Source organism: Paraburkholderia sp. SIMBA_054 (assembly GCF_046534875.1).
Lineage (GTDB): Bacteria > Pseudomonadota > Gammaproteobacteria > Burkholderiales > Burkholderiaceae > Paraburkholderia > Paraburkholderia hospita.
Map to the genome: position 1 here is coordinate 1 of NZ_JAWRXV010000503.1, position 306 is coordinate 306.

A 306-nucleotide genomic window follows, 5' to 3' on the forward strand; every position below is an offset into this window, starting at 1 on the left:
GTCGCAACTGGGCAAGGGCATTGCGGTCGCATTCGTCGCCACGCTGTATGGCCTTGGACTCGCGAACCTCGTGTTCCTGCCGCTATCGGGAAAGATCCGCGCGCAGGTGGACAGCGAATTGCGTTTCAGGCGTTTGTACCTCGACGGCCTACTCGCGATCTCGCGAAAGGAATCGCCGCACACCATCGAAACGCGCCTGGCTGGCGACGTGCGCGAACGATCCGCCGAACTGCTCGGCTAATGGCTCGGCAATGCCTGAGCATCAATTCATAGCGGACTCGCGTGTATGAGCACTTCGACTGGCAG

General features: G+C 60.8%; 1 protein-coding gene. It reads left to right on the top strand.

All coding sequences use genetic code 11. The features are described 5' to 3' along the window. Nucleotides 1-241 (top strand): MotA/TolQ/ExbB proton channel family protein (locus SB822_RS56090; protein ID WP_410858978.1); only part of this gene is annotated, 241 nt, incomplete at its 5' end. Nucleotides 242-306: the final 65 nt, after the last annotated feature.